Here is a 24434-nt window from a genome sequence, read left to right as displayed (position 1 = left end):
ATAAAATAAAAATAATGGCTTACCAATTAAGGATTCTGTCTTTATACCTTTTTGCATCTTCAAATCCTTGAAGATATAACTTTTCAAGCTTTCTAGGATCTCTTTCCATTCTCCCCACCTCTAAAGCTTCTTGCGGCTGAATGATTAATACATTTCCTTTTTTCTCTTCTTCTTCAAGATAGCTGATTGTATCATTGTATTTTTGATAACGACTTGCCAGTGCAGCCTGCAAACCGTTATATTGAGGGTATTTCCTTTTGACAAGAAATTGAAATTTTGAAGGCTTCTTTCTGTATCCTTTGTTTCTAGTTAAGATAACTACCGATCGATTGAAGCCATCCAGCTGAGCTTTTTTTATTGGGATTGGGTCACTAATTCCACCATCAAGCAAGGTGCGATTATTAAACTGCACTTCAGGAGCAATAAATGGCAAAGAGCTTGATGCTCTAACAATTTTGAGCAGCTCATCTCCATAATCCTTTTTCCCAAAGTATATGGGTTCCCCTGTATGACAATCAGTCGTTCCAATCACAAATTCCGCATGATTGCCATAAAATTCATCAAAATGATAGGGAACATATTTATTGGGAATCTCATCAAAAATGAAGTCCATTCCAAAAAATTGCCGGGACTTAATGAAGTTTCGCCATGAAATATAGCGGGGATCTGACACATACTCTATATTAACAATTTTGTTTCGTCCTTTTTGTTTAGATAGATAGGAGGCAGCAACACCTGCACCAGCGGAAACGCCAATCACATAAGGAAAATTTATTTCCTGATCCAAGAAATATTCTAGAACCCCAGCAGTATAAACTCCGCGCATCCCTCCTCCTTCCAAAACAAGTCCAATATCATTCATCACCGTTCGTCTTCCTCTCGTATATCAGTTTCGCTTAATATCTTACCAAAACTTTTGGTCAAGAGGATAAGAATTTGCTTTAAGGAAAAGCATAAATCTAAGCAAGTTCTCTTCGGCGAAAAATGACAATGCTTCCTCCTAATAACATAATGATCCCGAAAACGGATAGAATAATTGCCGACCAAACATCTGAAGAGTTGGAGCCACTCATTATAAACGTACTTGCATAGGACAATAATTGTGCTGGACTCCATTCAACCCATTTCGAAAATGTTCCGCTGATAACGATTAATATGATAACAGCAGCGAACGAAAGAAAGCCTGCAGCACCCGGTGATTTAAGAAACGAGTTAAAGAAAACCGTAATCGTTAGAACAAAAGAAAGCCATAATCCGTATATGAAAAACGATTGGATAAAGTCAATAAAAGGAATCGTGTCAAAAAGAATGCCAACATAATACCAGGATACAAAATACCCGATAAAATAAGATATCCAAAGTAATAGCATATCCCCAGCCCATTTTGCAGTTACGAATGCCGTATAAGAAACAGGCTTTACTAATATTAAACCTGCCACACCAGTTTTTCTTTCACCTGCGATGATCCCCATAGAACTTAAAATAATCACAAGCAGGCCTAGTGTATTATATTGACTTAACGAAGCAACTAATACCTCTTCGGCAGATGGCATAGGTAATTCAATGACAGCACCATCTGGCAAATTACCAAGAGAATCAATTATTTGCGGCATATAATAGGCGGTAATCGGTTCCATTACCGCTATTAGAATAAAAACAATTGGAACCCATATCCATTTAAAATTTCGAGTCATCTCTAAAATCTCTTTATTTAACAAAGTTAACCACTGATTCATTTCTCTACCACCCTCATAAATACTTCTTCTAAACTTGTACGGCTAATCTCAAATTTCACAAGCGGAAGGTTTCTCTCTGCAATTACCTTCAGAAGACCAATTTTCGCAAGCTCAATATCTTCGACAAAAAAGCTAATTTTATTACTTTTAATAGTTTGGGATTGAACTTTTACAACATCAGTAAATAGTCCCGCATATTGTGCAGCATCCTCTTTGAACTCAAGATCTATTTTTGCCTGCTGATGCTTATCCCGAAGCTGTTCCATTGTACCTGACTCTACTAATCTTCCATTATGAAGAAATAGAATTTCATCACATACCTCTTCTGCATCATTTAGGATATGTGTTGAAAAAAGAATGGCTGTTTCCTTTTTCAAGCTTCCCATTAATTCCAGTACTTCCCTACGTCCAAATGGATCTAGTGCAGAAACTGGTTCATCTAGGATTACTAATTTGGGACGGTGAATAATTGCTTGGGCAATCCCCAATCTTTGCTTCATCCCCCCCGAATACTTCCCAATTCGACGATTTTTCGCTTCTTCAATGCCGACTAATTTCAATAACTCCTGAGCTCTTATTTTTGAATCTTTTTTTGATAAACCAGAAAGCTTCCCAGCATATTCTAAAAATTCCCTGCCGGTCATCCAGTCATAAAACACCGGATGTTGTGGAAGAAAGCCGATTAAATGACGAAAATCATCTCCATTCCGAGAACCTGAGAAGGTTATTTCCCCGCTTGTTGGCCGTATTAATCCTGACAGCATTTGTAAAGTAGTTGTTTTACCAGCTCCGTTCGCTCCTAGCAATGCGATACATTTCTTATCCATTAATTCGAAGTCTAGCCCTTTAATGACCTCATGCTTTTGATAATCTTTCTTGAGATTCTTTACGTGTACAACTGACATTAATTATTTCTCCTTCCAATTACAAAATAAAGAATGGGTCCGACAATATTTACGAAAAGGATAACAATTATCCACACCCATTTTGGTCCGTTTACTTTTTCAATCCGCACTAAATCTATAATGGCAATGGCCAAAAGTATCAGTTGTATCAAAATGATTGGTGCTACAATTGGTATAATAAATTCCCAATTCACTTGTGATAGTTCCATCTCAAAAATCCCCCTTTGCATTTCCTGCTTAATTACCTANNNTTAAAAAAAAAAAAAAAAAAAAATCCCAGAGATGAGATCTCTAGGATTTTTAAAATTATCTAATAAGTCTGAAGACGAGAGGAAATCGATATTCCTTCCCTTCGTATGCTTTAACTGCAGCAATTATTGTAAAAACAAAAGCTGCCACACCAACTGCCCAGATGGTAATAAAACCGATTAGTACAAACATAAGAAATACGCTAATGATGGAGTATACCCCATAAGAAATAATAAAGTTGAAATACTCTTTTCCATGATAGTTAATATACTCAGACTCATCCTTCTTTAGCAGCCAGATCACCAGTGGTCCGATAATAGTTGTAAAGAAACTTGACACATAAATAGCTGTTGCCAGTAATCTTTCATCATTTGATGGCATTGTTCAGCCCTCCTTTATCCTTTGAAAACTTCCTTAAATAGTTTCAAAAATAAAAATGAATCTAGGATGAGTTCTCTTATGATATTATGTACGCTTTAATCTGAAAAAAGTTTCATACATTTTTGCGGGACTAACTATTCCTTCTCTCTGTGCTTTACCTAATTTCAGTTCTTGTTTGGGACAACTTGAATAAAATGGGTAAAGACAACCTATATTCATATATGAAGAGGATGATGGAATTTGATGTCTAAATTAGAAGCTTTTATCCTTGGGATTATTCAAGGACTGACTGAATTTCTGCCCATTTCAAGCACGGGTCATTTATATTTAGGCCGCCATTTATTCGGCCTAGATGATGCAGGTATATTTCTAGATACAATGCTTCATGTTGGCACTTTACTAGCTGTTCTTGTCGTTTATAAAAACGAAATCTTTCAGATTTTGAAGAATCCCTTTGGGAAGCTTTCCATGCTCCTAATCATTGGAACAACACCTGCTGTTATTGTTGGCTTTTTATTCAGTGATCTTTTTGATTCCATTTCAAAGACAGGCATTACAATTGGGTGGGAATTTTTAATAACAGGTCTCATTTTATGGTTTGCAGACAGCATTAAAAATGGCCGAAAGAAAATGGAATCCATTAGTTATGGGGATGCATTATTTATTGGAACCTTTCAGGCAGCAGCTATTTTTCCTGCTATTTCAAGATCTGGACTTACAATTGCGGCTGGATTATTTCGAAAGCTGGATAGAGAAACCGCTGCATATTTCTCCTTTCTGCTTTCCATTCCTGCAATTGCTGGCGGAATTGTTCTGCAATTTGCGGAGATGGCAGCCGGACATGTAGAAGCCATTTCGCTTGAAAGCCTATTCATTGCGACGTTAGCTTCTGCACTATTTGGTTACATGGCCGTTGTATACATGATAAATTTTCTCAAGAGAAAATCCTTGAAGATATTTGCTGTGTACGTTTGGATTTTAGGCTTTTCCATCCTCATTTTGCAGATGACAGGTACATTCTAAATCTTACGATAAAGGGGATAGTAAGTTGAAAGAGCTTTTCTATTCGATATTCGAAGTTTTATCACAGCTTGGTTACATAGGAATTGCCCTGGGACTAATGATTGAAGTCATACCAAGTGAAATTGTCCTCAGCTATGGAGGCTATTTAGTCAGTACGGGAACCATTCACTTTTGGGGGGCACTCGCAGCTGGTGTAATTGGAGGAACCATTGCCCAGCTTTTCCTTTATTGGATTGGATTATATGGCGGCAGGCCTTTTCTCGATAAATATGGGAAGTTTTTATTAATCAAGAAGTCTCATTTAGACGCATCTGAGCAATGGTTTCAAAAATATGGGACCGGAGTGATTTTCACTGCTCGATTTGTACCAGTCATCCGCCATGCCATCTCTATTCCAGCCGGAATCTCAAGAATGCCACTATCCACTTTCAGTATTTACACCCTGGCAGCTATGATTCCATGGACCGTATTATTCCTATTATTGGGTATTCAGCTTGGTGATCATTGGCGTGAAATTAAAGAATATGCCAAACCAGTTCTACTCCCTATTATTTTTCTTGCTTTTACATCAGTCGTCATTTATTTTCTTTATAAACAAAAGAAGTAAACTAAATTTATATTTCCTATCAACTTATCTCCTGTTAAAATAGTAAAAACAATTGATTATTAAGCGAGAAAGGGAAATCCATGACTAAAATCTTATTAAAAAATGCTTTCATTCATCCAATTACGTCTCCTGCTTTTCATGGAGATGTATTAGTAGATACAGGTAAAATATCAAAGATCGGGAAATTCATCAAGACAGATTCGGATGTAAAGATCATTGACTGTAACCGCAGTTACTTATTCCCAGGTTTCATTGATGTTCATACACATTTAGGCTTGTATGATGAAGGGACAGGCTGGGCAGGCAATGATGCGAATGAAACAGCAGAAGCTATGAGTCCTCATGTTCGTGCAATGGATGGCGTTTACCCTCTAGATCCAGCCTTTTCCGATGCAGTTAAGCATGGAATTACAACTGTTCATATTATGCCTGGCAGTGCCAATGTGATCGGTGGAACTACATCCGTTATAAAAACCGCTGGAAAGAATATTAAGAAAATGATTGTTCAAGAAACGGCTGGATTAAAAATTGCTCTTGGTGAAAATCCGAAGCGTATCCATAGCCAAGGAAATAAGGATTCTATCACTCGAATGGGAATCATGGGCATGCTCAGGGAAGCGTTCTATGAAGCTAGTCAATTATACCACCCGGATTCCTTAAGAACTGCACCCATTATGCAGGCATTAAATAGAGAGATCCCTGTGCGAATTCATGCTCATCGTGCAGATGATATTATATCAGCACTTCGATTCGCAGAGGAATTTGATTTAGATTTGCGGATCGAGCATTGTACGGAGGGCCACCTTATTGCCGAGGAATTAGCTGGACTGGATTTAAAAGTTTCTGTTGGTCCGACTTTAACGAGAAGGTCAAAGGTTGAACTGAAAAATAAAACGTGGAAAACATATCAGGAGCTTACAAATCATGGAGTTGAAGTATCAATAACAACCGACCATCCTTATATACCAATACAGTATTTGAATGTGTGCGCATCCATTGCTGTACGTGAGGGATTATCTGAACAAAAGGCATTAGAAGGAATTACTATTCTTCCTGCCAAAAACCTGCGGATTGATCACAAGCTTGGAAGTATTGAAGAAGGAAAAAATGCAGATTTAGTTCTTTGGAGCCACCACCCCTTTCATTATCTTGCAAAAACAAAATGGACAATGATCAGCGGTATTTTTGAATATGAAGAAGCCTGAATTTTGTAGAAATTCGCTGTAGAATTTTGCCACAAAATCGCAATAAAAATAAGTAAAAAAACTATTTCCTTTTTTATATTTTTTTAGTATTATACGATAGTGAAATCGTTTTTTAGCAAATGAAAAACATAATATCGGTAACGATAGAATAGGGAAGGCAAATGGTGCGCCACCAGGTATACTGGTTCTAGTGGGTTCGATTCCCACCCCGAAATTTTTTAGCAACATACAAAAAATTTCGAGGGTGGACCGTATGCTCTATTTGGCATGGAGTAGGAACGTCCTCATAATGGAGGGATAACCTATGCTCAAGAAACGTGATTTCCAAGAATGCCATGAACTGTATGATTTAATGACGCATCCTGATGTCTTTCCTTTTGTGCGCCAAAAAGCCTATTCCTATGATGAATTTGTATTTATGACAAAACAAACGATTGAAGCAGAAGAACGTGGAGAACTTATTTCACGCACGATTCTTGACGAATGGGGATCTCCAATTGGGACGATTAATCTTTTTGATATTCAAGAGAATGCAGGTTTTTTAGGCACCTGGCTTGGAAAACCGTATCATGGAAAAGGCTATAATAAGGTAGCAAAAGATACATTTTTTAATGAATTATTCTATGATATGGGAATTGAAACCATTTTCATGCGGATTAGAAAAGAAAATATTCGTTCCCAAAAAGCTGCAGAAAAACTTCCATATGTCATTTCTGCCAATCAAACAAGAAAAGCTATTTATGATCAGCTTAATGTAAATGGACCGATATATAATTTATATGAGATTCCAAAGGATCTATACACGCTGGATGTTTTACGAAACGGCGCTGCCGATGTTCAAGAGTCCTCACATCTATTGGAAGCTTAGTATTTGCATATTTCAAGCCAATTTTTTAATTAAAATTGGCTTTTTATTATTAAGGGCTGCCCATAAATAGGTGCAGCCCCTAATCCGTTACATTCGATTCCAATTCATTTGCCCTCTCGCTGATCCCCATCTGTGACATTAGTTCCTCTAGTTCTTCGTTTGTTAGTGTTTCAAAGCGGCCATCGTGAAATAACACTTGGGTCTGATTTGGATTAATTCTGTTTAAATTAAAATTCATGACCTTCTCTCCTTCATTAACAGTTCCTTCAATTAAATTGACCTTTTCATTTACTACATATATTTCTCATATGAATTTCATTTCATTCATGATTTTTAAAAGTTCACATAATTGCAAAATTGTTATGTTTTTTTTCTAAAAAAAGAATATACTAACCCGCAATCCTAATTTCCGAAAACTGAACAGTCCTGAAAAAAATATGCTATAATTTCTTTTTGTACTGAAATAGAAAGAGGATAAATTATATGAATCAAACATTCAACAAAAAAGGAAAGATCAAGCAGCTGCTTATAATCTTGATTCCCATTCTCATCACTCAACTTGCTATGTATTCAATGAGTTTCTTTGACACGACTATGTCTGGTCATTACAGTTCAAAGGATTTAGCAGGGGTAGCGATTGGTTCTTCGCTTTGGATGCCAGTCTTCACTGGTCTTAGCGGGATTCTCCTTTCCATTACACCGATTGTTGCCCAGTTAATCGGTGGCAAAAAACGGGATGAGGTTGCAAATTCGGTTATCCAAGGGATCTACCTTGCGATCGCCATGGCTATCATTGTCATCATTGCCGGCAGTTTTGCGCTTAATCCAGTCTTAAATGGAATGAGTTTGGAATCCAAGGTTTACGAAACAGCCCGTGATTATTTGATTGCTTTAAGCTTCGGAATGATTCCTTTATTTATTTATAGTGTTCTTCGTTCTTTTATTGATGCACTTGGGAAAACACGTGTGACTATGATGATCACTCTACTTACCTTGCCAATCAATGTGATCTTTAACTATCTCCTCATTTATGGTAAGTTAGGTTTTCCTGAACTAGGAGGGGTTGGAGCAGGCTATGCAACGGCAATTACATATTGGGTAATTACAATTATTTCAATTTTTATCATCCATAAGCAAATCCCGTTTTCTGGATTTGGGATATTCCAAACATTCTATCGAATCTCTCTTGCCAAGTGGAAGGAAATTTTGATCATTGGCGTACCAATTGGCTTTTCTATCTTTTTTGAAACAAGTATTTTTGCGGCGGTTACACTATTTATGAGTGAATATAACACGGCAACAATTGCAGCACATCAGGCAGCACTAAACTTTTCCTCTTTTCTCTACATGATTCCATTAAGCATTTCCATGGCATTGACCATTGTTGTTGGATTTGAGGTAGGTGCAGATAGATTAAAGGATGCAAAAGAATATAGCTGGATAGGCGTTTCTATCGCGGTCTTCATGGCATTTGTCTGTGGCGTGATTCTCCTGTTCTTTCGTTCAGAAGTTGCGGGTATTTATACGAAAGATCCACTTGTTATTAAACTAACAGCCCAATTTTTAATTTTTGCAATCTTTTTCCAGCTATCAGATGCGATTCAAGCTTCTGTACAAGGAGCCTTAAGAGGCTATAAGGATGTAAACATCACATTTATTATGTCACTGATTTCCTATTGGATTATCGGCTTGCCTGTGGGCTATTGCCTGGCAAACTTTACAAGCTGGGGAGCGTTCGGCTACTGGATTGGATTAATTATTGGGCTGGCTGCGGGTGCTATCTGTTTATCAAGCAGACTTATTTTCATACAGAGAAAAAGATTGAACATTAAATCTGCTGAATAAAAAAGACAGTGGAAGAAAAATCTTTCTTCCCTGTCTTTTTTTATCCTAATCCCTGAATACCTTACCTAATACATCTTTACCACCGGTTACAGATATCACGCTTCCCGTTATAAAATCGGATTTTTCATCAATTAGAAATTGAATAACCCTGGCAATATCCTCCCCTGTTCCTGACCTGCCAACGGGTGAATTCCCATCCATGCCTTCAAGGGCATTAAGAATTCCTGTTTCCTTCCATTCGCCTGTTATATCACCAGGACAAACCATATTAGCTGTAATTCCGTTTCCTGCTTCCTCAAGAGCCATTGTTTTTGTTAATGAAACAGCTCCACTTTTTGCCGCAGCAAAGGCTGAACGGTATATCCAGCCTGGGGCTGTCTCTACACGATCAAAGCCAATTGTTATAATTCTGCCCCACTGTTCTTCTCGCATTTTAGGAAGTAATAATTTGGATAAATAAAAAACAGCGTTTAAGTTCCCATTAATAATGTAATGCCAGTTTTCAAATGAGTACTCAGTCATCGTTTTTCTTTCATGTATGTAAGGGCCAGCATTATGTACAAGAATATTAATCGTTGAAAAAGCTGAAAGCGCTGCCGCTGCAATCTTTTGGCAATCTGCTACATCACATATATCACCGCTTACAGCAATATTTCTTGTTCCAAATCTTTCAGACAATTCACACGCGAGCGATTCAGCCCTTTCCTTGCTGTTTCGGTAATTAATCACTAAATGAATCCCGTTTTGAGCAAGTATAAACGCTGTTTGTCTTCCGATTCCAGTAGCCCCTCCAGTTATTAATGCGGCTTTTTCTCTCACAAGCATACCCCACAGTAATATAGCTTTTTAACTAATATATTATTCGTAACCATTCGGATATGCAAATGAAATGAATTTACCTATTCTCTCACAACTTTCCTTAACGATTAGGTCATACTTAGCATAATATGAAAAGAATCCATATTTCCTTAATGACTTTTCCTGTATTTGAAAGGATGATACCCCATGTTTCCTTGGAATCTCTTTCCATTTCATAAAGATGCTAAAAAGGCGATGCAGCAAATAAACTCTGAAGATATTAATAAATATATCCAAAACATGATGGGACAAATGATCCCCGAACAAATGCAGGGGATGATGAATCCACAAGATTTCATGCAAGGATTTGCAAAACAGCAAAAGCAGCCCTCCAGCGCTTCAAAACTGTCCTCTTCAGTATTTGAAACTCACGATTTTGTCTATGTAAGAATCCCGTTGAAAGAAGAGGAATGGCGGAAGAAATTGAGGCTTTTTCATACATCAAACCAAATGATTATTGAGCATATTCCAGAATATGAAGATAAGCATATTATTACACTTCCTGCACTTGTCAAAAAAAAGGGAACAACTGCACATATCAAGGACGGTATACTTGAAGTGAAAATTCCCAAAAATGTAGATATGCAGTTCTCTGAAGTAGATGTTACTGATGATATTTCATAAAATCAAATATGGAAGCGCATTGATCAATCCGACAAGCATAAGATGAGCATCACAGAAAGGTGTTCTGTATCATTCTGGGAAGTTGGATTTAGACCTAAGAGGGGGTAGGAGCACCTCTCTTTTGCTTTTGCTTATGCTCTTGTGAAGTAACTGCTGCTGGAGCGTTTCTTGATTTGCTGAATGTAGGATCACCTCATCACAAAGTTATCTGCAATATTTGATTATATAAATTCCTAGAAAATAAAAAGAACAGTCCCAAATGGAACTGCTCTCTTTGTTGTTATTTACTTATTTTCCAATAAACATTTGTGTCCAATAGTTTCCATCTGCAACATAGCCTACTCCAAGATGTGTAAAGCTTGCATTTAAAATGTTTTTACGGTGTCCTTCACTGTTCATCCATGCGTTCACTACTTCTTCAGGTGTACGTTGTCCCATGGCAATGTTTTCACCAGCTGACTTATACGTGATACCGAATTGCTTCATCATATCGAACGGTGATCCGTAAGTTGGGCTGTTATGATCAAAATATCCTTTAGCTTTCATGTCAGCTGATTTCGTACGTGCTACCTTGCTTAATTCAACATCAAGCTTTAATGCAGGAACGCCATTTTTTGCACGTTCTTGGTTTGTTAATTCTAACACCTTTTGCTCATACGCACTTACTGATGAAGATGCAGGTGTTGAAGGCTGTGTCTGCGCTGGCTTTTGAGTTTGAGTTTGCGCTGGCTTTTGAGTTTGAGTCTGTANTTTTGAGTTTGTGTCTGTGCTGGCTTTTGAGTTTGTGTCTGTGCTGGCTTTTGAGTTTGTGTCTGTGCTGGCTTTTGTACTGGCTGTTTAACAGCTGTTTGCTGATTTACTTGATTCATATTCCAAGTAATATTGTATTCTTTCATTAATTTTTGAATCTCACTATTGATTTGATCCTTATTAAGGATAGTAGATTGATTTATTTTAACAACTTGTTGTGGAGTTGGGCAATTTGCTGCCGCGTCCGCCTTGTTAACTACTGGATTAGATACTAATAATGCTGCTGCAGCTGCTACTGAAAAAATTACTTTTTTATTCATTATATAAATCCTCCCTGATGTGTTTGGTTTATTTTTTGTAGTGCTGTGTAACTTGCACAATCATCATAACACACGGTTTCTAGTAATATTTTAGGAAGGATTTTACATTTAACTAATTTACTAGCAATTATTAGAAAATTGAATGGTTGAAAAAATACTAGAATAGGTGATAATCCTTTATTTTACTAGTTTTTAGTATGAAACTTACGGTTAATTTCCCCATGGATAGGATTTACATATATGGCTCTCCAATTAGGAAACTTCCAGTTTAATACTAGAAAATTAGTATTGACAGTTTTTTTGACGGTGTATTTCTTTTACTTATATTACGCGGATATTACATTTGTGAATATACAATGATGGATAGAATGGAAGGAATAGGAGAAACAGCACCTAAAATCTAAAAAAGCAGCCGCTTGGCTGCTTTCTTTAATGATCACCATTATGTTCTGCTTCTTCCTCCTCCATATTCATCTTCATTTCGGAGTCATCTTGCTCTGGTTCACTAGGCTGACCGATGACGAATTCTTTTTTAGGCATACTGTGCATATTCTTTGCCGTAACATGAGAATAAATATAATAAGTTCCTTCCTCAGTGAAGCTTTTTTCTAAACGATAGATGCCATTTTCTGCGTGCTCGACTGCCACTTTTTCATGGTTTTCATCATTTGCCCGCCAAATTTCAAATTTAACTTCCTCGGCGTCTGTCACTTCTTCCTCTCCATATGTAACGTTCGCCTCAAAAACAACTGGTTCATTTACTTCAGCTTTTTCCGGATTAATCGTTAATTTCACATCTAGAATGGCTGGCTCTTCTTCCTTACTCTCTGATGAACATGCTGCAGTAAAAACTGCAGTTACTAATAAAACGAGCAGTAATAATATTTTTTTCATTCGTATAATCCCCTTTATATTAGTCTTGCTTTACTGTCATCTTAACTCTAAGTTGTGTGGTATATGTGAAAAAACATTTAAATATCTAGAACAGGTAGATTGATTTGTACCATTGTTCCTTTTCCAAGCTTGCTATCAATGATTAATGTACCGCCATGAAGTGAAATTAGTTTCTCAGCAATTGCGAGCCCTAAGCCTGTACCGCCATCTTTTCTTGTTCTCGCCCGATTTACACGAAAGAAACGCTGTTTGATTTTATGCATATCCTCAGCAGGTATCCCCACGCCAGTATCCGAAATTTCAATTGAGCATCTTTCATTTATTTTATACATCTTTAATGTAATCCTGCCGTTATCGGTATAGCGAATAGAATTATCGAGAATATTTTGAAGGACTTGTTCTATTCTGCCAGCATCCCCATTAATGATAACGTCGGGATCTACTTCGAAATTAAATTCGATTTCTTTTTCTCTCATCTTTAAAATGTATTTCTGAACAGCATCCTCTATTAACTGACCAAGTGGAAGTGGGGTTTTTTCAATCTTGAATTCATTCGAATCGAGCTTTGAAAGATCAAGAAGATCTCCTACAAGTCTCTCCATTCTTCCTGCTTCCCTATGAATTAAGCTTAAATATTTGCTCTGATCTTCTTCTTTAATTATTCCAGTATGTAAAGCATCACTATACCCTTTAATGTAGCTAATCGGGGTTCTTAATTCATGAGATACATTTGCAAGAAACTCTTTCTTCCGTTCGTCCTCTTTTTGAATGGATGAAGCCATATGATTAAATGCTAGAGCAAGCTGGCCAATTTCATCCATAGAATCATTCTTAATTTTTACTGAGTAGTCACCCAGTGACACTTTTCCTGCTGCATCCTTCATATCAATTAACGGCTTTGTCAGTTTTCTCACCAGCATCGTCCCTGTAAAAATGGCAAAGACGAGAAATAAAATCCCTGCAATCATCCACAAATAAGCAAAGTCTGTCGTTACCTCTGATATTTTTGCTAAAGGGATGTAGAGATATATAATGCCTTCCAATCGATTTTCGTCCAATAAAGGAATGACAACTGCCATTATTTTTCTATCAAACCGCTCTTCGTAGCCTATTTTCTTGACTGGTTTCCCTTTAAGCAGTTTTTCTCTTTCCGTTCCGCTGATTAATGTTTCATAATCAATATCAAAAGGAAGACATGCGCTTAATTCTCTTGGATTACTAACAATAAATATTTCTGTTTCGGATTTTGAACTATACCAATCAATCCTATCCTTTAATTCATCCGATAAAGGACCACCTTCATACTCAGCAGCAAGACGGCGTCCTTCTTCGAGTAAATTTTCTTCGACATTTTCAACGTAAAGCTTTTCATAAAAAAGATAAGACAAAAAATAAGAGTAAATAATCGTAACAACGATGGCAGCCGTGATTGTCAGCCAAAGCTTTTTTGCAATGCTATCCATGTTGAATATCATTTTGCCTGTACCTCAAATTTATACCCAATTCCCCAAACGGTTTGAATATAATCAGCTACCCCAAGCTTCATTCGGAGGGTCTTAATATGTGTATCTACAGTACGCAAACTTCCTATGTAATCCATTCCCCAAATATTCTCCAACAGCTGCTCTCTGCTCAAGGCTTGGGCATAATGATCAGCAAAAAAAAGCAATAGCTCGTACTCTTTCAGTGTAAGGGCAACCATCGTATCAGCAACCATTACTGTTCTGGCCATTCGCTCAATGACTATTTCACCTAATTGTACGCGCGACTGTGTCTCATTAGCAGTCAATCCAGCTCTTCTTAAAACAGCCTGTATCCTTGCAATCATTTCTCCTGGACTAAATGGTTTTACAATATAATCGTCCCCACCTAGCTGGAATCCTTTCACCTTATCCCATTCCTCGCCTTTTGCTGATAAAAAAATAATCGGAATATTGTACTTCTCCCTTATTCTCGCACAAACTTGAAAGCCATTTTCATCAGGCATCATGATATCAAGGATAATCAAATCGATTTTTTTATGAGTTAATACTTCATATCCTTCCTGTCCACTCGAAGCAAGATAGCAATGAAAGCCAGAGTTTTCGAGATACATTTCCGCAAGATGACGCATATCTTCCTCATCATCGATTATTAAGATATTTGTTTGCACCATTATTTTCTCTCCCTCACTACAATTTGAAATGGTCCATTTCCGACGGAAATCGTTTTATTTATTTTTAGATTCTCTGCGTCAATGATGTGAAGATCATTGCTATCATAACCTGCTATGATCAGTTGATTATCAATAAGAAGCATTTCAAAAGGATTTGCTCCAACAACTATCGAATCGAGCACATTTCCATCCTCATTTAATTGATATAGCTTACTCGTCCCGTGGCTTAGGACAAAAACATGATTGTCATTGCCAATAAAGTTAATGGGCATAGATGGGGCTGGAATTTTTCGTATAAATTCGCCTGAAACGGAGTTGTACACATGGATATCCTTTTCAATTTCCGCTCCCGATCCATGCCCGCCAATCCAAATTTCACCCTTAGCATCATTTAACCACGCACCCGCTGCAGATGGATGAATTGGATAACCTTCTATTTTTTTTCTTTTCACTAGGTCAATAACGGTTAATTGTTTCTTATTAAAGCTTAGCACAAAAAGCTTTTTCTCTTTCTCCGCTTCTAAGATAGTAAGTGGATTCATTTCCGTTTTTACTTGCCATTGTTCTTCCCCATTCAGATTAAAGAATCTGATTTTGTTCAAATCCTGATCAACCAGTGCAATTTTTGATCCCTGTTGCAGCAATTTGCCATTAACAATCCCTTTGCCTGTTTTCCAGCTATCGATCTTCTGTCCTCTCTTAAGTGAATAAAGATCAGCCGTTTCCACCTGCTTTCCATACAAAAGAATGGTGTCTCCGTCAGGAAAAATAATGGCTCCCGTATATGGCTTGTCCATTTCCCAATCTAGCATTTTCTCCATTTTGTCGAGGTCTATAAATGAAAGCGATTTATCTTTAATATTCACAGTTGCTGCGATCGAAAGATTCTCTTGGACTGGCGGATATTCTTTATTCGAACAGGATGATAGAAAAAAAACGGCAACCAGGAATATCACAATTCTTTTTAAACTCCGCATCATTTTCTGGAATCTCCTTCATATATACTACCCCTCATCTTACACAAAGTTTGTGATAAAAATGTGAAATGGGTTTGTGGATATTGTTATTTTATCGCTAGTTAACCCACTGAAATACCTAATTGGAAATCAAGCCCGTATAAGCCTGAAGATAGACGTTAAACCCGATTCGGCTGCAGGACCTGGCATTTCTGGCATGATTAGGTCAACTAACAATCAGCGGGGATGAAGGAACCGAACTACTGATTGAATCACTTTATATTCTCCATCATTTCAAGATGGACTTGAATAAGCAGTTGTTTATCATTTTCTGTTAAATGAGATTCCATCACTCTTTTCACAGCAAAATAAAACTTCTCGTGGGGTGACTTCCTCACTCTGGGATGAGAATTTTCATCTTTTAATTCTCTTGTTATCGCCGTTTTTAGAATGTATTCAGCTTCTTCATCTCCAGAAAGCAAACGGTTATTCCATAATGTACGATATTCTTTTAATAATTGACTGAAATTCATTTTCTTTTTCAATGTGGCTTCCTCCTATTCATCCACTTGCATCTCTCCCATTTTTACATAAATAAAAACAATTGTGCAAAAAATAGATATAAATAATTATGAAGGGAGAATGTTTTTACATGAGCTCACCATACCGCTGTCCTAATTGTAAAACAAATAAGAGCCGTTTTAACATTATAAAGCAAGTTCCTCAGTCAGTTAAAATGGATCCCCATTCCGGTATTGTTCTTGAAGAATACACCAGTGAAAATTTAAGCCCTTTTCATATGGAATATAGGGGACCAGACTATCGTGTTCAATGCGCTGCCTGCGGATTAGTGGAAGATGAAAGAACCTTTATCAAATTCGGAGAAAAAAATTAAAAGCTTGAGAGATCATCCTCTCAAGCTTTTTTATTGTTTTTTAATACTAATTGACTGTCCTCTAAAAATTGGATGCTGTCAATTTTCCAAGCACTATACGGAGAGAATCTGACTAAATTAATTTTCCCTTTGAAAGACCTTCCCCCGGAATCTTTTATAACCATATCAACCTCTATTGGAATTTCCAAACTTAACTCTTCTGTAAGATCTTCTATCGGCATAACAAGCATACGTGATAAATTTATGTTTTCTACATTTTCCAGCAAACTTTTCCATTTAATTTTCTGTAAGGAGACTGCGGAGACTATTTGAGCATCCTGCTGTTTCAACCCAGCAATAAATGCACGAATAATTTCATATGGGTCATTATTGTTTACATATTCTTGAAGCTTTCCCGCAGATTTTAAGATCATTAATTTATGTGAAAGATCCATAAAATTTGTTCGATGGGTTGTACTCCCATAAAAATGGATGCAAAAATGCCCAGGGAAGTTATTTTTTAATGCACCTGCCCCATGTGGCATTCCATGCATGGAGGCAGCTATCCATTGGTTTCCATTAATAACAATTATCGCTCTTCGCTTCCAGCTCCATTTCCCGTCATATACTTTTTTCATGATTTTTGTATCTTTTGAAGTTAAAGGCTGAACATCTGCATGATTACTTCCAGCACGTCTTTGTACTTGAAATTTCTTTCCAGTCTCAACATCCAAAACAGTGAACTTACTATACTTTGGCAGGATGTTATTTACCTTTTCCCATGGAAGCATCTCAATCCGAATACTCACATTGTCCTTGTCTGCATATATGATTGAACTATTAAATAGGACAGCAATCATTAATATAACTGTAATACGGTACATCATATTTCCCACTCAATTTCATTATTTATTTTCGAAAACCCTCTATTTAAAAAGTTTTCCAAAATGAAAGAGTTTGTATTCATAATTAATGCACAAGTGCCTTAATCATTCTGCTAACCAAGAGGAGCATGAAGTTGTTTGGCGGTAGTCCGTCTGCACTAAATAATCTTCAATAAAAAAAACGTGTTCTACTTAAACTGAACACGTTTTTTATTGGAGATTATGATTTTTTTGTTTCTAATGAACGCAGCTCCTCTTCTATTTTCATCCAGTCAATATTTTCGCCGATAAAAACCATATTAAGCGGCATATTCATATTTTCCTTCATATATATAGGCATGCCATAGGAATATTGAAACAGACTAGGAAACCTCGAAGAATGAAATTTCACATAACCTTTTATTCGATATATCGTGTCTGGAAGCCTTCTTAAAAAGGATTCAAACTCCATTTGATCAATGGAATATTTAAACTGGTACACGAATGTACTTAATTTTAAATCAGTACTTACATGTGTTTGGGCCTTATCAGTTTTTATACTTGTAGATAATTTTCTTATTTGCTGAATCGGTACTTTCGCAAAGGTTGTCAAAATAGAAAATGCATGAGAATTAAGGGCTTGGATTTCCATCGTTAATTTCGATTGCTCTCCGTCCGTTAACTCATCCGTTTTATTTAGTAAAATTAAATCTGCATGACGAATTTGTTCAATGAGCAGCTGCTGAACCTGAGGACTGAGTGTATATCGATCTAGCCAGCGTTTTCCATCGACAACAGAGATGATTCCTTTAACTTCTATTCGATCTGCGAATAGCGGGGACAAAACTGCATCCAAAACTTCAACTGGGTGCGCAGCTCCTGTAGCTTCAATGTATATGGCATCTGGTTTATCAATCACAAGCAGCCCTTGTAATTGTGACTCAAGTTTATCTTGAATCGTACAGCAAATACAGCCATCAAGCAATTCTTTTAGAGGAATGTCCTCATCGACTGCATCTGAATCAATCGAGACTTTTCCAAGTTCATTCATCATCACAGCAATTTTCCGATTTTGTTTCTTCTCTTCGGTTAGCAGCTGTTTCAATAAAGTAGTTTTTCCGCTCCCCAAAAAACCTGATAAAATATAGATCTCAGTTTTATTCATTAAGAATCCCTATCTTTCATATGATCTTCATGCATTTCAGTAATAATATTGCTTAGTTTTTTTTCAAGGACGTTTAAATTATCACTCATTAATAATCCAATCGAATGAAACATCTCTCTTTTACATTTCCAAACAGGAATATACGCATTTGGAAAGTATATATCATCCTTCTCGACACCAACTTCAAGATAAGACTCATAATTCTCATTAAAGATATCTTCCCTTGACGCAGGTCTACCTTTGACCTCACGAATCAGCTCAATGACAATTTGTTCTTTTAATTCATGAAAATCCTCTTTAAAAACATCTTCCATCTTTTGACCTAAATATTCACATTCCGATTCAATATCCATAATTTCCTGTCTTATCTGTTCATTAAGATGTGAAATTTGTTTCAAAGTAACACCTCTTTGCTTTTGCTCATGTAGCCATTTATTTTCCGTGCATAAAGAAAGCACTCACCAAAAGTTAGGAGAGCGCTTTTCTCGCAAGTAAAACTTCTATCAGTGGGGAATTCTTTCATCACCCACTGATTGTTAGAAAAACCACTGGTGCCTTTACGAGCTGTTTATCCACACTAAGAATACTAGTTCCCACTGGATCTTAATGTGGAGTCTAACAGCCAGTTAGTCTAAGGGCGAGACTATTAACTCATTTCCTGCTTCAAAATCTCTGCCGCTTTTTTTATTTGTGTGTCGTCTTTATCAAGCTTTTCTCGTAACTTCTCCATGAGAACGAGGGTAGATTGACCTGTTAGCACTCCATCCGCTTTCAGCTTTACAGCTGATTGGAACTTTTCAACAGCCGATTTTGTTTGATCATCGAAGAAACCATCTTCTCTGCCAGGATTATAACCAAGAGCAATTAACATCTGCTGGGCAGCCTTCACTTCTTTTGAAGACATAGAAAGCTTTAATTCCAAATCGGGATTAATGAAAGGCAGTGTCGCATACTCAGGCAAGGCTACTTCATAATCAGGTGTAATTCCTTTCTTATGGATCCAGTTGCCTTTTGGAGTTAGCCATTTTTCAGTTGTAAACTTCATATTAGAACCGTCAGAAAAATCTTGTGCTCTTTGTACAGTTCCCTTTCCAAATGACTTTTCCCCAACAAGTGTGATATTAGCCGCTTCCTTCACCGCACCTGCTAGAATCTCCGATGCACTCGCACTTCCTTTATCAATAACAACTACGAGGGGAATCTTTGGATTTTTAGAGCCAGTAGATTTATATTCCTCTCTTTTGCCATTGCGATCTTCTACTTGGAAAATAATTTCTCCCTCTGGCACAAATAAACTTGAAATTTTAACCGCTTGATCTAATAATCCACCAGGGTTTTGTCTTAAGTCAAGAATGAGCCCTTTCATCCCTTGGTCCTGCAATTCATTTAACTTAGTTACAAGCTCATTGGAAGTATTCTCAGAAAAAGAAGTAATTTGCACCTTTGCGATGCCATCTTCAAGCATTTCTCCATATACCGTTTCAATAGGGATTGTATCTCGGACAATCGGAACAGTCATTGCATCTTCTACTCCTGGACGCAAAATTGAAAGCTCCACTTTTGTTCCTTTTTCTCCCCTGATTAATAGTACAGCCTCTGACGAACTCATGCCTTGCAGGCTTTTTCCATCAACAGATACTACCTTATCATTTGGCTTTAGTCCTGCCTTTTCTGCCGGTGAACCTTTAATTGGAGAAACAATGACAATCGAGCCTTCTTTTTCTTGGATTTCTGCTCCTATTCCCTCAAATGAAGAAGAGATGCTTTGATGAAAATTTTTTGCTTCATCTACACTCATATAATCAGAATATGGATCCTCTAAAGCATCGACCATCCCATTAATTGCTCCATTAATTAACTTATCGCCATCTACTTCCTGAAAATAGGAGGTTTTTAGCGAATCAAAGGCAGCATATAGTTTTTGAAACTCATTCCGCTCTTCACCACTGCTATTCACTGCCTTTTGTCCGCCAATTATAAATGCAGCAGCGGTAATCCCAGCAGAAATGATTACAGCTAATAAAAGCATAATGACAAATTGAAATTTCTTCATTCGAATAATGCCAGATGGCTTTTCTGGTTGATCCTGGTTTAAATCCTCCGTTTGCAAAACCTTCACCACTTTCGTATTCCGTAAAAATTCCTCAAATCCTTATTGAATAGAATACCATTTTTTTGATAGAAAAAACAAAGTTAAGGTATTAATTACGGTTGATCACTTATATTTTCTTTACTGTTCCGAAATATTCCTCTAAAGTCCAACCCTTTTTATAAATAATTGTTGCAGCTTCTTTCCCTACATATCTAAAATGCCATGGTTCGTATTTATAGCCAGTAATTCCTTCTTTTCCTTTTGGATAGCGGAGGATAAAACCATAGAGATGGGCATTTGCTGCAATCCATTTCCCTTCGGGCGTTTCTCCGAATTGTTCAGAGAGTTCAAATTTCGCGCTTTGACTAGATAAATCCATAGTCAATCCTGTCTGGTGTTCACTTGTCCCTGGAACAGCCACTGCTAATGCAGCTTTCTCTTCTCCGAATTTATTTACCTCTGCCTTATATACTTGTATTTGCCTGTTATAGGACCGGTATCCGGAAACAGCAAACAAATGAATCCCTAGTTTTTTCGCTTCTTCAAACATTTTTTCAAGTGCTGTAGCTGCATCTTGTCGCATATAGGCTTTTTCTATATCTTGATCCCCGAAAGAGAACAATACATTTGGCCGTACTAAATCCTCTGGCGTGTAGCCGTCTGGCAGACTGAATTCCTTATTTACTAGAACCATAAAGTTTGTCGGATTTTGAATGATATTTCTACCATTCACTACCTTCACATCATTAAAAAATGCCGCTTCAAGTGTTGGTACATTTTCTTCAGACTTATTTTGATCCTCTGTTTGTTTTTTTACTTTTTCATTATTATTTTCTGCTTCTTTATCAATTACATCTGCAGTACGTTCTGTTTCATTATCATTTTTCAAAAACGGCACTTTTTCCAAGATAGGATCTAATTGACTGCATCCAGCGAGCAGCAAGCTAGAAATGGCTGTTAAAGCAACTATTTTTTTCATTTTTTCCACCTATTCCCTATAAAACTAGTAAGCATTATTTATTTTAACATGAAAAAATAACATTTTCAGAGTTAAATAATATCCCAAAAATGGAACATGCTATATAGGTATGTCTACCTGATTTTTTATTTAATAGCTAATGTGATTCCTATTTTCAATCAGCTATAATAACTTTATTTGTTGATCACAGCCACTTAAATAATAAAACTGGCTCAATGTATGAACCAGTTCACTAAACCACTCATTATTCTTTAATAGCTGCTTCGAGTGCTACCTCGATCATTTCGTTAAAAGTCGTTTGTCTTTCTTCAGCTGTTGTTTCTTCACCCGTTAAAATATGGTCGCTGACTGTCAAAACGGAAAGTGCTTTTCTATTGAATTTTGCAGCTAGTGTATAAAGAGCGGCTGTTTCCATTTCAATGGCTAAAATTTGGTACTTAGCCCATTTTTCTAATTCAGCGTTGTCGTTATAAAACATATCAGCAGTAAATACATTTCCGACTTTCAAGTTTAAACCTTTCAGCATGCCTGCATCGTATGCATTCTTTAACAGCTCAAAATTGGCCGTCGGCGCAAAATCAACTCCGCCAAATGTAAGTCGATTCATTTGTGAATCTGTTGATGCGGTCATTGCAAGAATAACATCCCTTACTTTTACATCTTTTTGAATAGCACCGCAAGTACCTACCCTAATTAAATTTTGCACATTATAACTATTCATTAGTTCATTTATATAAATTGAAATTGATGGGACACCCATTCCGGTCCCCTGTACAGAGATTCGCTTCCCTTTATATGTACCCGTATATCCGAACATATTACGAACTTCATTATAGCAAGCTGCATTTTCTAGAAATGTTTCGGCAATATATTTGGCACGAAGCGGATCTCCTGGTAATAGAACCGTTTCTGCAATTTCATTTTCCTTGGCACCAATATGAACACTCATTATGTAACCTCCATTTATCAATAAAACTTTATCTGCCATTTCCCACTATACCATATATTCCACTTATCTTTAAACGTTTATCCCAGATAAATGGGCTGTAAGATCCCTCGCTTCAAGAAGTTAAGTGAACAAAAATTTCTGAGTACAGGGTCAATAGCCTATAAACACACGATTTAACAATATGTGGTTCTTCCACTGACTGAGGTTTCACATTATATTTAAGCATTAATTTAAAGGATGCGGGTAAGCTAACAATAGCTTTTCCAAAGGAGGTTGCATTCATGTCACAAGAAAAAATGAGTAAGAAATTAAGACAGGCTGTTCAGCATGCCAATGAAACAAATCCAACATCAAGAGCAAATACTGAACCAAATACCTCTAAAACAGTAAAGACAAAAAGCAATAGATAAAGGAGCGTCATTAATGGGAAAAAAACATCGAAACCGAATCAATTCACCGAAAAAAAATAACCATATTCCAAAAGAAGCCATCATCGCTGAGCAGGAAGCACACGGGAAGGAATTTTCCGCAAGCGGAGGAAGAAAGGGGAATCCTGGTTCCAATACGGAATAGGAGAGCAAATGCTCTCCTTATCTAATTTGTATACGATTAATTATCTTCCAGCCACCAGGCTGCAATTGATAATAAAATTGCCCTCTGCGTCCTTCATCAATAAATAAAATATCACCTGTCGCAATAAAACGGCCTGAAAAATCTTTAGGAATCAGATCTGGGACATTAAATGTCGCAAATACGGAATATAAGCATTCCTCATGATCGGCCCCCTCCATGGATAGCCTGTACACTTGTCTATATCCCTTTGTTTGCCGAAATTCAGGCGTTTGAAAAATGGTCACATCAAATAGCTTTGTTTTCACCCTGGTAAGCTCTTTTAGCAATGTGTCTTCCCTCCTACATCCCTTCATTCTACTAATGAAAATAACTGTCTTTATTTAAATATCGTTTTCGCCTTTACTCGTGTCGTTTCCTTCAAAGAAAAAATACGATTTTTGTCGATTGTACATTTTATCAGTATGATAACGCTTACATTTTGTGTTTTCTTTCATATACTATTGAAAAAGGAGGCGTCTGTTCAGCATCCATCATGCAAAAGACACGCTGGATGGATGGTTGTATTATAACCTGCTGCCCCATATTCTCGAGAGCAACAAAAACACGATGTCTTTATGAAAGCTTCACTCACGTCGATGCTAGGGGGAGCTAAACTGAGTAAATAATAACTTGCTTCTTATGGGGGGATGTAATTTGTGGGTTTCCACAGCAACTAAAAAACCTTTCTTCTTATCAGTTATAATATGGTTAATTATTTCTATGCTTTCATATATTCTTCACCCTCTACAGCCTTTCCAATCGATTGCTCATCGTGGTGCATCGTTCTATGCACCAGAAAATACAATGGCTGCTTTTCAAAAAGCTGTTGATCTTGGCTTTGACTTTATTGAGTTTGATGTTCGGTTAAGCAAGGATGGCCATCTGGTTGTCATTCATGATGCTGATGTGCAAAGGACAACGGATGGAATGGGTTATATCAGAGATTTAACTGTTCAGGAAATTAAAATGCTAGATGCAGGATCCTGGTATTCCTCTGAATATACAAATGAAAGAATTCCATTACTAGAGGAGGTTTTGAAGCAATTTGGCGGAAAAATTGGATTGCTAATAGAAATGAAATCTTCGGAAAATCAGCCTCAATTGACAAAGTTATTATCAGATACATTGATAAAATATATAGATAACGGCATAAAACCTTCCACATTAAAAGTCCAATCCTTCAATATAAATGAGATAAAAAAATTCCATGAATTAACTCCAACTATTTCATCTGGAATTCTATTAGAAAAACCGCTTAATATCCTTCACTTTCAAACGTATAGCCAGTTTGCGTCCTTCCTATCTGTCAATCATCATCTCCTTTCTAAGTCAATTATTCATCAGGCAAAACAATACGGCTTTGATATTTTTTCATGGACAATAAAAAAGCAGTATCAATTTCAAATGATGCAAAGATTGGGAGTAAATGGTGTTATTTCAGATGAAGAATATCAAGAAACAAACGGCACACTCCTTACATTTATCTTTCAATGATAATGACAAAAAAAATAAGCCCTGTTCAGG

General features: G+C 36.9%; 29 protein-coding genes and 1 pseudogene. 10 read left to right on the top strand and 20 right to left on the bottom strand.

Annotated elements, in window-relative coordinates:
* Positions 1 to 19: 19 nt before the first annotated feature.
* The 5 genes from ASU02_RS12840 to ASU02_RS12820 all read right to left on the bottom strand — a co-directional run bounded on the left by ASU02_RS12840 (position 20) and on the right by ASU02_RS12820 (position 3271).
* Complete coding sequence (locus tag ASU02_RS12840) at positions 20 to 862, bottom strand: patatin-like phospholipase family protein (protein ID WP_408607267.1); 843 nt, start codon at positions 860 to 862, stop codon at positions 20 to 22.
* A gap of 97 nt (positions 863 to 959) precedes the next feature.
* Complete coding sequence (locus tag ASU02_RS12835) at positions 960 to 1736, bottom strand: ABC transporter permease (RefSeq protein WP_057764159.1); 777 nt, start codon at positions 1734 to 1736, stop codon at positions 960 to 962.
* The gene (locus ASU02_RS12830; RefSeq protein WP_057764158.1) at positions 1733 to 2641 is read right to left on the bottom strand and encodes an ABC transporter ATP-binding protein; all 909 of its coding nucleotides are present in this window, start codon (positions 2639 to 2641) and stop codon (positions 1733 to 1735) included. Before ASU02_RS12830 ends, ASU02_RS12835 begins: the two co-directional genes overlap by 4 nt.
* Positions 2641 to 2850, bottom strand: coding sequence for a PLD nuclease N-terminal domain-containing protein (locus ASU02_RS12825; RefSeq protein WP_057764156.1), 210 nt, complete (start codon positions 2848 to 2850; stop codon positions 2641 to 2643). The genes ASU02_RS12830 and ASU02_RS12825 overlap by 1 nt, the downstream gene beginning before the upstream one ends.
* Positions 2851 to 2947: 97 nt before the next feature.
* Entirely contained in the window at positions 2948 to 3271 is a 324-nt protein-coding gene (locus tag ASU02_RS12820) for a DUF4870 domain-containing protein (protein WP_057764154.1), read from the bottom strand.
* A gap of 243 nt (positions 3272 to 3514) precedes the next feature.
* Between ASU02_RS12820 and ASU02_RS12815 the strand changes: the two genes are divergently transcribed.
* The 4 genes from ASU02_RS12815 to ASU02_RS12800 all read left to right on the top strand — a co-directional run bounded on the left by ASU02_RS12815 (position 3515) and on the right by ASU02_RS12800 (position 6974).
* Complete coding sequence (locus tag ASU02_RS12815) at positions 3515 to 4294, top strand: undecaprenyl-diphosphate phosphatase (protein ID WP_057764151.1); 780 nt, start codon at positions 3515 to 3517, stop codon at positions 4292 to 4294.
* A gap of 25 nt (positions 4295 to 4319) precedes the next feature.
* Entirely contained in the window at positions 4320 to 4901 is a 582-nt protein-coding gene (locus ASU02_RS12810) for a DedA family protein (RefSeq protein WP_057764149.1), read from the top strand.
* A gap of 80 nt (positions 4902 to 4981) precedes the next feature.
* A complete protein-coding gene (locus tag ASU02_RS12805) occupies positions 4982 to 6106 on the top strand; it encodes an amidohydrolase (RefSeq protein ID WP_057764147.1) in 1125 nt (374 codons plus the stop codon).
* A 304-nt stretch (positions 6107 to 6410) separates the two neighbouring features.
* Positions 6411 to 6974: a GNAT family N-acetyltransferase gene (locus ASU02_RS12800; protein ID WP_057764145.1), complete on the top strand. Its 564-nt coding sequence runs from the start codon at positions 6411 to 6413 to the stop codon at positions 6972 to 6974.
* Positions 6975 to 7053: 79 nt separating this feature from the next.
* On the opposite strand, the gene ASU02_RS26670 is transcribed toward ASU02_RS12800, so the two are convergent.
* Positions 7054 to 7212 carry a hypothetical protein gene (locus ASU02_RS26670; protein ID WP_165571568.1) on the bottom strand — a complete coding sequence of 53 codons (159 nt, stop codon included), beginning with the start codon at positions 7210 to 7212 and terminating at the stop codon, positions 7054 to 7056.
* Between the two features lie 245 nt (positions 7213 to 7457).
* On the opposite strand from ASU02_RS26670, the gene ASU02_RS12795 reads away from it, so the two are divergent.
* The gene (locus ASU02_RS12795; RefSeq protein WP_057764143.1) at positions 7458 to 8819 is read left to right on the top strand and encodes an MATE family efflux transporter; all 1362 of its coding nucleotides are present in this window, start codon (positions 7458 to 7460) and stop codon (positions 8817 to 8819) included.
* 45 nt (positions 8820 to 8864) lie between these two features.
* Here ASU02_RS12795 and ASU02_RS12790 read toward each other — a convergent pair whose 3' ends face one another.
* Positions 8865 to 9638, bottom strand: coding sequence for an SDR family oxidoreductase (locus ASU02_RS12790; RefSeq protein ID WP_057764141.1), 774 nt, complete (start codon positions 9636 to 9638; stop codon positions 8865 to 8867).
* A 186-nt stretch (positions 9639 to 9824) separates the two neighbouring features.
* Between ASU02_RS12790 and ASU02_RS12785 the strand changes: the two genes are divergently transcribed.
* Positions 9825 to 10301, top strand: a complete 477-nt coding sequence (locus tag ASU02_RS12785) for an Hsp20/alpha crystallin family protein (RefSeq protein WP_057764139.1) — start codon at positions 9825 to 9827, stop codon at positions 10299 to 10301.
* Between the two features lie 288 nt (positions 10302 to 10589).
* Here ASU02_RS12785 and ASU02_RS26255 read toward each other — a convergent pair.
* The 6 genes and pseudogenes from ASU02_RS26255 to ASU02_RS12755 form a co-directional block, all read right to left on the bottom strand.
* Positions 10590 to 11050 (bottom strand): annotated as a pseudogene (locus ASU02_RS26255) (CAP domain-containing protein); the annotation flags it as partial.
* A 750-nt stretch (positions 11051 to 11800) separates the two neighbouring features.
* The gene (locus ASU02_RS12775; RefSeq protein ID WP_057764137.1) at positions 11801 to 12265 is read right to left on the bottom strand and encodes a FixH family protein; all 465 of its coding nucleotides are present in this window, start codon (positions 12263 to 12265) and stop codon (positions 11801 to 11803) included.
* 77 nt (positions 12266 to 12342) lie between these two features.
* Complete coding sequence (locus ASU02_RS12770; protein ID WP_057764135.1) at positions 12343 to 13740, bottom strand: sensor histidine kinase; 1398 nt, start codon at positions 13738 to 13740, stop codon at positions 12343 to 12345.
* On the bottom strand, positions 13737 to 14420 hold the full coding sequence (locus ASU02_RS12765) for a response regulator transcription factor (protein WP_057764133.1): 684 nt from the start codon (positions 14418 to 14420) through the stop codon (positions 13737 to 13739). Before ASU02_RS12765 ends, ASU02_RS12770 begins: the two co-directional genes overlap by 4 nt.
* A complete protein-coding gene (locus tag ASU02_RS12760) occupies positions 14420 to 15400 on the bottom strand; it encodes a YncE family protein (protein WP_057764132.1) in 981 nt (326 codons plus the stop codon). The genes ASU02_RS12765 and ASU02_RS12760 overlap by 1 nt, the downstream gene beginning before the upstream one ends.
* 248 nt (positions 15401 to 15648) lie before the next feature.
* Positions 15649 to 15921 carry a hypothetical protein gene (locus tag ASU02_RS12755; protein ID WP_232426247.1) on the bottom strand — a complete coding sequence of 91 codons (273 nt, stop codon included), beginning with the start codon at positions 15919 to 15921 and terminating at the stop codon, positions 15649 to 15651.
* A gap of 107 nt (positions 15922 to 16028) precedes the next feature.
* Here ASU02_RS12755 and ASU02_RS12750 point away from each other — a divergent pair, with 107 nt between their 5' ends.
* Positions 16029 to 16271, top strand: coding sequence for a hypothetical protein (locus ASU02_RS12750; protein WP_057764129.1), 243 nt, complete (start codon positions 16029 to 16031; stop codon positions 16269 to 16271).
* 20 nt (positions 16272 to 16291) lie between these two features.
* Here ASU02_RS12750 and ASU02_RS12745 read toward each other — a convergent pair whose 3' ends face one another.
* From ASU02_RS12745 to deoD, 6 genes are all read right to left on the bottom strand, one after another.
* The gene (locus tag ASU02_RS12745; protein WP_057764127.1) at positions 16292 to 17134 is read right to left on the bottom strand and encodes a hypothetical protein; all 843 of its coding nucleotides are present in this window, start codon (positions 17132 to 17134) and stop codon (positions 16292 to 16294) included.
* 220 nt (positions 17135 to 17354) lie between these two features.
* The gene (locus tag ASU02_RS12740) at positions 17355 to 18278 is read right to left on the bottom strand and encodes a CobW family GTP-binding protein (protein ID WP_057764125.1); all 924 of its coding nucleotides are present in this window, start codon (positions 18276 to 18278) and stop codon (positions 17355 to 17357) included.
* The gene (locus ASU02_RS12735; RefSeq protein WP_057764123.1) at positions 18278 to 18676 is read right to left on the bottom strand and encodes a hypothetical protein; all 399 of its coding nucleotides are present in this window, start codon (positions 18674 to 18676) and stop codon (positions 18278 to 18280) included. The genes ASU02_RS12740 and ASU02_RS12735 overlap by 1 nt, the downstream gene beginning before the upstream one ends.
* Positions 18677 to 18924: 248 nt before the next feature.
* Positions 18925 to 20331 carry a lmo1851 family serine protease gene (locus ASU02_RS12730; protein ID WP_082631787.1) on the bottom strand — a complete coding sequence of 469 codons (1407 nt, stop codon included), beginning with the start codon at positions 20329 to 20331 and terminating at the stop codon, positions 18925 to 18927.
* 166 nt (positions 20332 to 20497) lie between these two features.
* Positions 20498 to 21349: a M15 family metallopeptidase gene (locus ASU02_RS12725; RefSeq protein ID WP_057764120.1), complete on the bottom strand. Its 852-nt coding sequence runs from the start codon at positions 21347 to 21349 to the stop codon at positions 20498 to 20500.
* Between the two features lie 244 nt (positions 21350 to 21593).
* A complete protein-coding gene (gene deoD, locus ASU02_RS12720) occupies positions 21594 to 22298 on the bottom strand; it encodes a purine-nucleoside phosphorylase (RefSeq protein WP_057764118.1) in 705 nt (234 codons plus the stop codon).
* 281 nt (positions 22299 to 22579) lie between these two features.
* On the opposite strand from deoD, the gene ASU02_RS27215 reads away from it, so the two are divergent.
* Together ASU02_RS27215 and ASU02_RS26660 are read left to right on the top strand one after the other, a co-directional pair.
* Positions 22580 to 22708, top strand: coding sequence for a hypothetical protein (locus tag ASU02_RS27215; RefSeq protein ID WP_269745976.1), 129 nt, complete (start codon positions 22580 to 22582; stop codon positions 22706 to 22708).
* A gap of 13 nt (positions 22709 to 22721) precedes the next feature.
* Positions 22722 to 22871: a hypothetical protein gene (locus tag ASU02_RS26660; RefSeq protein WP_165571569.1), complete on the top strand. Its 150-nt coding sequence runs from the start codon at positions 22722 to 22724 to the stop codon at positions 22869 to 22871.
* Between the two features lie 17 nt (positions 22872 to 22888).
* Here the strand turns inward: ASU02_RS26660 and ASU02_RS12715 are convergent, their stop codons facing one another.
* A complete protein-coding gene (locus tag ASU02_RS12715; RefSeq protein WP_057764116.1) occupies positions 22889 to 23197 on the bottom strand; it encodes a hypothetical protein in 309 nt (102 codons plus the stop codon).
* 367 nt (positions 23198 to 23564) lie between these two features.
* Here ASU02_RS12715 and ASU02_RS12710 point away from each other — a divergent pair, with 367 nt between their 5' ends.
* A complete protein-coding gene (locus ASU02_RS12710; RefSeq protein ID WP_057764114.1) occupies positions 23565 to 24404 on the top strand; it encodes a glycerophosphodiester phosphodiesterase in 840 nt (279 codons plus the stop codon).
* Positions 24405 to 24434 lie beyond the last annotated feature (30 nt).

It is taken from the genome of Cytobacillus praedii (assembly GCF_001439605.1).
Taxonomy (GTDB): domain Bacteria; phylum Bacillota; class Bacilli; order Bacillales; family Cytobacillaceae; genus Cytobacillus; species Cytobacillus praedii.
The sequence above is the reverse complement of the archived record's forward strand: the minus strand, read 5'-3'. Positions and strand labels throughout refer to the sequence as shown.